Below are 9,088 nucleotides of genomic sequence, written 5' to 3'. Positions count from 1 at the left end.
CGCGGCGCGAAGCGGGCCCGGCGGCGGCAAGGGCCGTGAGGTCCGCCGCCGGGGGTTTCGGAGGGGGTGTCAGCAGGTGCCGAGGTCCTTCCAGACGCCCCATTCGCCGGTCGTGCCGGGCTCCTCGTTCTGGGTCCACCACTGGGCCTTCCAGGTGTGGCCGTTGTGGGAGACCTCGGTGCCGCCGGTGTAGATGGTGCCGGCCACGTACGCCGGGGCGGTGCAGCCCGTGGGGGGCTCGGTGGTCGGCGGAGTGGTGGTCGGCGGAGTGGTCGGCTCAGTGGTCGGCGGGGTGGTCGGCGGGGTGGTGGTGCCCGGCTCCACGACCGTCGTGCCGCGCGCCAGGTCACCGACGAGGGCGTACGCCGTGCCGTTGATGTTCACCGTCCAGTTGGAGGGGGTGGACACCGGCAGGTAGTAGTTGAACGCCAGGTCGATCGTTGCGCCCGGGGCCAGCGACTGCCAGGCCGGGAGCTTCAGCGACACGCGGTGGAAGTCGCCCTTCAGTCCGCCCACGTTGGAGCCGGTGTGGTCGCTGCTGATGACCTTGGTGCCGAAGCCGGACTGGTCCGAGGCGTTGCTCGGGGCCGAGGTTCCGTAGTCGAACTGGAACTCGGTGCCGCCGGGCAGCGTCGTCGCCGTGTTGTTGGTGATCTTGATCTTCGGCGTGATCGGGTAGTTCGAGTCGCCCAGCTTGAACTCGGTGAACTGGGTGTCGATCTTCACGGCCTGGGTCGGCAGCGTCGCGTTGGACTTCTTCGCGCCGTACGGGGCGGCCGACTTGAACTTGTCGTACATCAGCGAGGTGAGCGTGGAGCCCATCTCGTACTGGCCCTTGGTCGCGTTCCAGGCGTAGTCACCGGCCATCTCCCAGACCATGGTGCCGCCGATGCCGCGGTCGACCACGTAGTCGGCCTTCGCGGCCACGGACTGCTCGTCCTCGGTGGAGAGGAAGACCTTCTTCTCGGCGTTCCACAGCCACGGCGCGACCAGGGTCGAGTCGTACTTGCGGGCGTAGGTGCCGGTCAGGGTGGTGCCGGCCGGGAAGCCGTACTGCGTGACGTAGTCGCCGACGATCCCCTTCTCCAGGTTCTTGGCGTGCCACATCGGGTTGGAGCCGGCGGGCGACTCGACGCCGTTGGTGTCCTTGTCGTGCCACAGGTTGTCGATGCCGGTGGCGCCGTCGCCGCACTTGGTCAGGCCGGATCCGGCCGGGCAGGTGGTCGAGGAGGCCTTGCCCCACAGGCCGTCGGTGCCGCCCTGCACGTTCTTGTGGCCGCGGGTGTAGTAGGGCAGGCCGATGTTGATGCGGCCGGCCGGCATCGAGCCGCGGAAGTAGTGGTAGGCCCAGTCGGTGTTGAGGTAGCCGATGTTGCCGTACTGCTGGCTGCCGTAGACGTTGGCGGCGGCGAGCTCGGCGTCCTTGCCGTCGTCGAAGAGGGAGGCGTTGGGGCCGACGTACTCGTTCCAGGCGCCGTGCAGGTCGTAGGACATGATGTTGACGTAGTCCAGATACTTCTGCATCTGGAAGGTCTCCATGCCGCGCAGCAGGTAGCCGGAGGAGGGGGCCGCGACGGTCAGCAGGTAGTGCTTGCCGTCGGCGGCGCCCGCCGTGTCCAGCTTCTCGCGCAGGGACTTCATGAGCGCCGCGTAGCCCTGCACGAGACCGGCGCGGCGCGCGTTGGCGAGCTGCCAGTCGAGCGGGTTGCCCGCGTCCTTCATCGTGGTCGGGTACTCGTAGTCGATGTCGACGCCGTTGAAGCCGTACTTCCGGATGAAGTCGACGGCGGAGGTGGCGAAGGTGTCGATCCCGGCCTGGTTGACCGAACCGTCGGCGTTGGTGGCCATCGAGTAGAAGCCGCCGGAGGCGACCCGGTCGCCGTTGTCGGCGAAGTAACCGCCCGTCTCCGCCCAGCCGCCGACCGAGATCAGCGTCTTCACGTTCGGGTGCTGCTTCTTGAACTTGTTGAGCAGGTTGAAGTGGCCCTTGTAGGAGAACCCGGGGTCCATCTCCGCGCCGGCGACGCCGGGCCAGGTCATTCCGGTGGCCGCGTTGTCCGGGCCGTCCGTGCCCACGGACAGTTTGTTGTCGCTGCCGACGTGACCGAAGGCGTAGTTGATGTGGGTGATCTTGTCCCACGGGATGTCCTTGGCCAGGTACGCGGGTTCGCCGTTCTTGCCGGTGCGCCAGCCCGTGAAGTAGCCGATGACCCGGCGCTGGTGGTCCGCGCCCATCTTCTCGCGGCCTTCGGTGTCGTAGACCGAGCAGTAGGGGACGTCGACGCCCGGGGTCTTGTACAGGCCGTCGGGGCGGCAGGACTCGTTGTCGGCCGCGTACGAGACGCCGCCGGAGAGCGAGCTGAGCAGCAATCCGGCGACGGCGGCGCCGGACGCGAGCAGCGATGCTCTCTTGGTCGTGGGGGACAGCACGATCGGTTCCTCCTGGGGCGGGGAGTCTCCCCACGCCCTCGGGCGTAGGGGTCGGACGAACGCAACGAACAGGGGGGTGGAGCGTGTTGGGCCCGGGGAGTGCACGCCGTCGGACCAGTACCTCGGAGGTGACACGGACATTAAAAGGACTAGACCAGTGCGTCAATAGGTCTGGACCATAGAAGAGTTCTATGAAGGGTTGTGACCCAGCCCACAGGACCCCGCTCCTGTCGACCGTCGTCGACCGTGGCACACTGGCCCTGTATCAGCAGCAGCGCACTCCGGGGTCGGTGTAATTCCGAACCGGCGGTATAGTCCGCGACCCGTCCGCAGCCAGCGGCCGGTTGACCAGGTGAAATTCCTGGACCGACGGTGAAAGTCCGGATGGGAGGCAGTGCGCGGCGGGTGACCCCTTTCGAGGGTGCGCCGGCCGTACGTCCGCTGGTCGCCGAGTCACCGCTGATCGGCGTACCCGGAAGGACACGGCCATCGGCGCATCCTGCGCGAGGCGTCCTTCCCGCTCTCTGTCGTCATCGACAGGCCCCGGAGTCCGTGCCCGAAGAGGCAGGAGGACCCGGTGGCCCAGCAGGCCGACACCACCGCCATGCGACGCGCCGTCGAGCTCGCCGCCCGCGGTCTCGGCGCCACCAGCCCCAACCCCGTCGTCGGGTGCGTCATCACCGACGCCTCGGGCCACCGGGTGGGCGAGGGGCACCACCAGCGCGCCGGCGGCCCCCACGCCGAAGTCCACGCCCTGCGCGAGGCCGGCGCCCTGGCACGCGGCGGCACCGCCTACGTCACCCTCGAACCCTGCAACCACACCGGCCGCACCGGGCCCTGCGCCCAGGCCCTCATCGAGGCCGGGATCAGCCGAGTGGTGTACGCGGTCGGTGACCCGAACCCGCAGGCCACGGGCGGTGCCGACACTCTCAGGGCCGCCGGGGTCGAGGTCTCCCAGGGGCTCCTCGCCGACGAGGCCGAGGCGGGCAACATCGCCTGGCTCACCTCCGTGCGCCGCGGTCGGCCCTTCGTCCGCTGGAAGTACGCCGCCACTCTCGACGGCCGGATCGCCGCCGCCGACGGCACCTCCCGCTGGATCACCTCCGCCGAGTCCCGTGCCGATGTCCACCGGCTGCGCGCCGAAGCCGACGCCGTCGTCGTCGGTTCCGGCACCGCCCGTACCGACGACCCCCACCTGGCGGTACGGGGCATCGAGGGCGCCGTGCAACCGCTGCGGGTCGTCGTCGACACCGAGGCGACCGCCGTCAAGCCCGGGGCCCGTGTCCTCGACGGCGCCGCTCCCACCCTGATCGCGATCGCCGAGGACGCCGGGACCACCCTCACGGAGGTCGTACGGCTCCCCAGGGCCGAGCGCGGCCTCTCCGTTCCCGCCCTCCTGGACGCCCTGCACGCACGCGGCGTCCGATCCGTCCTCCTCGAAGGCGGCCCCACCCTCGCGGGCGCCTTCCTCGCCGCGGACGCCGTCGACCAGGTCGTCGGCTACCTGGCACCGGTCCTCCTCGGCGCGGGCCCCACCGCCCTCGCCGACGCCGGAATCACCACCATCACCGAGGCGTTGCGGCTCCGCATCACCGAGACCGCATCCATCGGACCCGACATCCGCATCACCGCCACCCCCAAGGGAGCCTGACCGTGTTCACCGGAATCGTCGAAGAGCTGGGCGAGGTCGTTGCCGTCGAGCAGCTGGAGGACGCCTCCCGCTTCCGACTGCGCGGCCCCCTGGTCACGGAAGGCGCCCAGCACGGCGACTCCATCGCCGTCAACGGTGTCTGTCTCACGGTCGTCGAATTCGGGGACGGCGAGTTCACCGCCGACGTCATGGCCGAAACGCTCAAGCGTTCCAGCCTCGGCGCCCTCGGCGTCGGCTCCCGGGTCAACCTGGAGCGCCCCATGGCCGTGGGCGGCCGGCTCGGCGGCCACATCGTCCAGGGCCACGTCGACGGCACCGGCACCATCCTGGAACGAACCCCTTCCGAGCACTGGGAACTCGTCAAGGTCGGCCTCCCCGCCCACCTTTCCCGGTACGTCGTGGAGAAGGGCTCGATCACGGTCGACGGCGTCAGCCTCACCGTCGTCGAGGTCGCCGACGACTGGTTCACCATCAGCCTCATCCCGACCACCCTCGACCTGACCACGCTGGGCATCAAGCAGTCCGGCGACCCGGTCAACCTCGAAGTGGACGTCATCGCCAAGTACGTCGAGCGACTGCTCGGCACCGACGCCAAGGAGAACGAGAAGTGAGCTGGCTCAACTCCGAGGCGTTCACCGTCTTCGGCCAGTCCATCGTGTGGTCCGACATGATGGGCAACACCATCGGCCTGATCGCGCTCGCGCTCGGCTGGCGCCGTTCCCTCCTCACCTGGCCCGCCCAACTGCTCTCCGGCGTCATCCTCGTGGGCGCCTACGCCTCCGCGCACCTCTCCGGCGGCGTCGGCAAGCAGCTCCTCGTCATCGGCGTCGCCGCCTGGGGCTGGTGGCAGTGGAAGCGCGGCAAGCAGCAGGCCCAGGACGGCTCCATCGCCGTCCGCTTCGCCAGCTGGCAGGAGCGCGGACTGCTCCTCGCCGGTGCCGTCGCCGGAACCCTCGCCGTCGGGGGCCTCTTCACCCTCTTCCCGCAGCTCTCCTGGAGCCCCTGGGCCGACGCGTACATCTTCGTCGGCACGCTCGTCGCCATGGTCGCCCAGGCCCGGGGCCTCGTCGAATTCTGGTTCGCCTGGCTCCTCGTCGACCTCGTCGGCGTCCCGCTCGCCTTCAGCAGCGGCCTCGCCTTCTCCGGAATGGTCTACGTCATCTACTTCGTCCTCGTCATCTGGGGCATGCGCGACTGGTGGCTCCGGACGCGCACGCCCTCCGCTCTGGAAGGAGCCACGGCATGAGCGCGCTTCCGATCTGGGACACCACCGACCTGGCCCTCGACCCCGTCGAACAGGCCATCCGTGACATCGCCGCGGGCCGCCCCGTCGTGGTCGTCGACGACGAGGACCGCGAGAACGAGGGCGACCTCGTCATCGCCGCCGAGAAGGCCACGCCCGAGATCATCGCCTTCATGATGAGCGAGTGCCGCGGACTCATCTGTGCCCCCATGGAGGAGGACGAACTCGATCGCCTCCAGCTCCCGCAGATGGTCGAGCACAACACCGAGTCGATGCGCACGGCCTTCACCGTCTCCGTCGACGCGTCCTCCGCCCACGGCGTCACCACCGGCATCTCCGCCACCGACCGCGCCACCACCCTGCGGATGCTCGCCTCGGGCCACCACGAGCCGTCCGACTTCGTCCGCCCCGGCCACGTCTTCCCCCTGCGCGCCAAGCCCGGCGGCGTCCTCGTCCGCAACGGACACACCGAGGCCGCCGTCGACCTCGCCCGTCTCGCGGGCCTCCGCCCGGCCGGCGCGATCGTCGAGATCGCCGGCGAGGACGGCGTCATGCTGCGCCTGCCCGAACTCGTGCCCTTCGCCCGCAAGCACGGCCTCACCATCATCTCGATCGAGGACCTGATCGCCTACCGACGTTCGGCCGAACCGACCGTCCGCCGCGAGGCCGAGGTCCACCTCCCCACCGCGCACGGCGAGTTCACCGCCTACGGCTACCGCTCCACGGTCGACGGCGTCGAACACGTCGCCCTCGTCCACGGTGAGATCGGCGACGGCGAGGACGTCCTCGTCCGGGTCCACTCAGAGTGCCTGACCGGTGACATCTTCCACTCCCTGCGCTGCGACTGCGGACCCCAGCTCCAGGCGTCCATGGACCGGATCACCGAGGCGGGGCGGGGCGTCGTCGTCTATCTGCGCGGTCACGAGGGCCGCGGCATCGGCCTGCTGTCCAAGCTCCGGGCGTACGAGCTCCAGGAGCGCGGGCGCGACACCCTGGACGCCAACCTGGAACTCGGACTGCCCGCCGACGCCCGCGACTACGCGGCCGGCGCACAGATCCTCGGTGACCTCGGCGTCCGCAGCCTGCGCCTGATGACCAACAACCCCGACAAGATCGGTGCACTGACCCGACACGGCCTCACGGTCCAGGGTCGGGAGCCCATGCCGGTCCAGGCCGGCGAGCACAACCTCCGCTACCTGCGCACCAAGCGGGACCGGATGGGGCACGACCTGCCCTGGCTGGACGGCTCCCCGGCCTCCACCTGCGGCAACCAGTAACCACGCACACACGAATCGGCAAGGAGAGACATGAGCGGCAAGGGCGCACCCGTCCTCAGCGTGAAGAACTGCGGCGACCTCCGGGTCGCGGTCATCGCGGCGCAGTGGCACGAGAAGATCATGGACGGACTCGTCGACGGTGCCCTGCGCGCCCTCAGCGAACTCGGCATCGACGAGCCGACGCTGCTGCGCGTCCCCGGCAGCTTCGAGCTCCCGGTCGTGGCGAAGGTGCTCGCCGGACGCGGTTACGATGCCATCGTGGCGCTCGGCGTCGTCATCCGCGGCGGAACGCCGCACTTCGAGTACGTGTGCCAGGGCGTCACCCACGGCCTCACCCAGGTCTCGATCGACACCGGCGTACCCGTCGGATTCGGCGTCCTCACCGTCGACAACGAGGAGCAGGCCCTCGACCGGGCCGGCCTCGAAGGCTCCTCCGAGGACAAGGGGCACGAAGCGGTCACCGCCGCCGTCGCCACCGCCACCACGCTGCGCACGGTCAGCGAACCCTGGCGCTGAGCCCGCCGTCCTGCCGCCACCCCAACGGAGGCGCCGTACGCCCGCCTTCCTCCACCCCGTACTCTTAGGACCATCATGGCGAACAAAACCTTCGAAGAGCTCTTCGCGGAGCTCAAGCTCAAGGCAGAAACCGGCGACCCCGCCACCTCCCGCACCGCGGAACTGGTCGGCAAGGGCGTCCATGCCATCGGCAAGAAGGTCGTCGAGGAGGCCGCCGAGGTCTGGATGGCCGCCGAGTACGAGGGCAAGGAAGCTGCCGCCGAGGAGATCTCGCAGCTGCTGTACCACGTCCAGGTGATGATGGTCGCCCGCGGGATCTCGCTCGACGACGTCTACGCCCACCTCTGAGCACGCCCGTTCCCCTCCCCGAAACTCCCAGGCAAAGGAAGCTCATCCCATGCTGCGCATCGCCGTCCCCAACAAGGGTTCCCTCTCCGGACCTGCGTCGGCAATGCTCCATGAGGCCGGCTACCGCCAGCGCAAGGAGTCCAAGGAGCTCGTGGTCATCGACCCCGACAACGAGGTCGAGTTCTTCTACCTGCGGCCGAAGGACATCGCGATCTACGTCGCCTCCGGCAAGCTGGACATCGGCATCACCGGCCGGGACCTGCTCCTGGACTCCGGAGCCAGCGCCGAGGAGATCCTCCCGCTGAACTTCGGCCGCTCCACCTTCCGCTACGCCACCCGCCCCGGGACCGCGAACGGCCCCGAGGACTTCGGAGGCATGACGATCGCCACGTCCTACGAGGGCATCGTCGCCAAGCACCTGGCCGACCAGGGCATCGACGCCTCCGTCGTTCACTTGGACGGTGCCGTCGAGACCGCGATCCAGCTGGGCGTGGCCCAGGTCATCGCCGACGTCGTGGAGACCGGAACCAGCCTGCGCAACGCGGGCCTGGAAGTGATCGGGGAGCCGATCCTGACCTCCGAGGCCGTCGTCATCCGCCGCCACGGCGCCGACCTCGACCACCCGCAGGTCCAGCAGTTCCTCCGCCGCCTCCAGGGCGTCCTCGTCGCCCGCAGCTACGTGATGATGGACTACGACTGCCGGGCCGAGCACCTGGAGCAGGCCGTCGCCCTGACCCCGGGCCTGGAGTCGCCGACGATCTCCCCGCTGCACAACGAAGGCTGGGTCGCCGTCCGGGCGATGGTCCCCGCCAAGGAGGCGCAGCGGATCATGGACGACCTCTACGAGCTCGGCGCCCGAGCCATCCTCACCACCGCCATCCACGCCTGTCGCCTCTGAGGGCGACCCGACCCGCACGTCCACCAGGCACCGAGGAACCCCGATGTCCCAGTCGATCACGCCCACCCTTCCGGTCACCTTCCGTCCCGGTCGCACCCGGGCCGTCCTGCTGACCGTCGGGGCCGCGATGTTCGCGGTCATCACCGGCATCGCGCTGATGTTGGAGCGACTGGGGCCGGGGGAGCGGGGCAGCTTCGTCTTCACCGCCGCGCTGCTCTTCGGGGTGCTCATCCTCTTGAGTCGCCCCAAGGTCGTCGCCGACGACGAGGGCGTCACGGTCGTCAACATCACCAGGACCCGGCGCCTCGCCTGGGCGGAGATCCTCAAGGTCAACCTCCGCCCCGGCGATCCCTGGGTCTTCCTCGACCTGAGCGACGGCACCAGCCTGCCCGCGCTCGGCATCCAGCCCGGCATCGCGAAGGAATCGGCGATCCGCGACGCCCGGGCCCTGCGGGCGCTCGCGGACAGCCGGGGGACGGGCGAGGAAACCGGCTGAGGCCTGCGGATCCCGGCTCCGGGACCGTCAACCGGTGCCGGTCCTGCGGGGCGGCGGTGGGCCCCGCCCCGTGGAACGGGCGGGAAAAACCGCCCGATCCCCGGGGAACTCCCGGGAAAACCCCGGACCGTCCCCCATCCGGGGCCGGCCCCCTGCCCTTCGGGGCGTGCGCCTGATTACTCGGGAGGCGGTGGTGCCGAGCGGCACCACCGCCTCGTATGTGCAGGGC

General features: G+C 69.8%; 9 protein-coding genes and 1 riboswitch. Of the genes, 8 read left to right on the top strand and 1 reads right to left on the bottom strand.

From position 1 onward, the window contains the following. Positions 1–69: 69 nt before the first annotated feature. Positions 70–2,430: a chitinase C-terminal domain-containing protein gene (locus ACFW2Y_RS32520; RefSeq protein ID WP_384886294.1), complete on the bottom strand. Its 2,361-nt coding sequence runs from the start codon at positions 2,428–2,430 to the stop codon at positions 70–72. 272 nt (positions 2,431–2,702) lie between these two features. Beyond that, positions 2,703–2,832: riboswitch (FMN riboswitch) on the top strand. Positions 2,833–3,007: 175 nt separating this feature from the next. On the opposite strand from ACFW2Y_RS32520, the gene ribD reads away from it, so the two are divergent. The 8 genes from ribD to ACFW2Y_RS32480 all read left to right on the top strand — a co-directional run bounded on the left by ribD (position 3,008) and on the right by ACFW2Y_RS32480 (position 8,859). Continuing rightward, positions 3,008–4,081, top strand: a complete 1,074-nt coding sequence (gene ribD / locus ACFW2Y_RS32515; RefSeq protein ID WP_384886291.1) for a bifunctional diaminohydroxyphosphoribosylaminopyrimidine deaminase/5-amino-6-(5-phosphoribosylamino)uracil reductase RibD — start codon at positions 3,008–3,010, stop codon at positions 4,079–4,081. 2 nt (positions 4,082–4,083) lie between these two features. Next, a complete protein-coding gene (locus ACFW2Y_RS32510; RefSeq protein ID WP_384886288.1) occupies positions 4,084–4,692 on the top strand; it encodes a riboflavin synthase in 609 nt (202 codons plus the stop codon). Positions 4,693–4,748: 56 nt separating this feature from the next. Further along, positions 4,749–5,327 (top strand): nicotinamide riboside transporter PnuC, encoded by a 579-nt coding sequence (locus tag ACFW2Y_RS32505; protein ID WP_384886297.1) that lies wholly within the window; start codon positions 4,749–4,751, stop codon positions 5,325–5,327. Next, positions 5,324–6,601 carry a bifunctional 3,4-dihydroxy-2-butanone-4-phosphate synthase/GTP cyclohydrolase II gene (locus ACFW2Y_RS32500; protein WP_384886285.1) on the top strand — a complete coding sequence of 426 codons (1,278 nt, stop codon included), beginning with the start codon at positions 5,324–5,326 and terminating at the stop codon, positions 6,599–6,601. The genes ACFW2Y_RS32505 and ACFW2Y_RS32500 overlap by 4 nt, the downstream gene beginning before the upstream one ends. Before the next feature lie 30 nt (positions 6,602–6,631). Beyond that, entirely contained in the window at positions 6,632–7,117 is a 486-nt protein-coding gene (gene ribH, locus ACFW2Y_RS32495; protein ID WP_024760819.1) for a 6,7-dimethyl-8-ribityllumazine synthase, read from the top strand. A 75-nt stretch (positions 7,118–7,192) separates the two neighbouring features. After that, entirely contained in the window at positions 7,193–7,465 is a 273-nt protein-coding gene (locus tag ACFW2Y_RS32490) for a phosphoribosyl-ATP diphosphatase (RefSeq protein ID WP_116162050.1), read from the top strand. Positions 7,466–7,514: 49 nt separating this feature from the next. After that, positions 7,515–8,363: an ATP phosphoribosyltransferase gene (gene hisG / locus ACFW2Y_RS32485; RefSeq protein ID WP_384886282.1), complete on the top strand. Its 849-nt coding sequence runs from the start codon at positions 7,515–7,517 to the stop codon at positions 8,361–8,363. A 43-nt stretch (positions 8,364–8,406) separates the two neighbouring features. After that, positions 8,407–8,859, top strand: coding sequence for a PH domain-containing protein (locus ACFW2Y_RS32480; protein ID WP_384886279.1), 453 nt, complete (start codon positions 8,407–8,409; stop codon positions 8,857–8,859). The last annotated feature ends 229 nt before the right edge of the window (positions 8,860–9,088 follow it).

This window comes from Streptomyces sp. NPDC058877 (assembly GCF_042742855.1).
Taxonomy (GTDB): Bacteria; Actinomycetota; Actinomycetes; order Streptomycetales; family Streptomycetaceae; genus Streptomyces.
This window is presented reverse-complemented; position numbering and strand designations above follow the sequence as displayed.

What these genes read in the sequence shown, in the direction of transcription:
- ACFW2Y_RS32500 (WP_384886285.1), top strand. Translation starts at nt 5,324, where the DNA reads ATGAGCGCGCTTCCGATCTGGGACACCACCGACCTGGCCCTCGACCCC.
- ACFW2Y_RS32480 (WP_384886279.1), top strand. Translation starts at nt 8,407, where the DNA reads ATGTCCCAGTCGATCACGCCCACCCTTCCGGTCACCTTCCGTCCCGGT.
- ACFW2Y_RS32505 (WP_384886297.1), top strand. Translation starts at nt 4,749, where the DNA reads ATGATGGGCAACACCATCGGCCTGATCGCGCTCGCGCTCGGCTGGCGC.
- ACFW2Y_RS32490 (WP_116162050.1), top strand. Translation starts at nt 7,193, where the DNA reads ATGGCGAACAAAACCTTCGAAGAGCTCTTCGCGGAGCTCAAGCTCAAG.
- hisG (WP_384886282.1), top strand. Translation starts at nt 7,515, where the DNA reads ATGCTGCGCATCGCCGTCCCCAACAAGGGTTCCCTCTCCGGACCTGCG.
- ribH (WP_024760819.1), top strand. Translation starts at nt 6,632, where the DNA reads ATGAGCGGCAAGGGCGCACCCGTCCTCAGCGTGAAGAACTGCGGCGAC.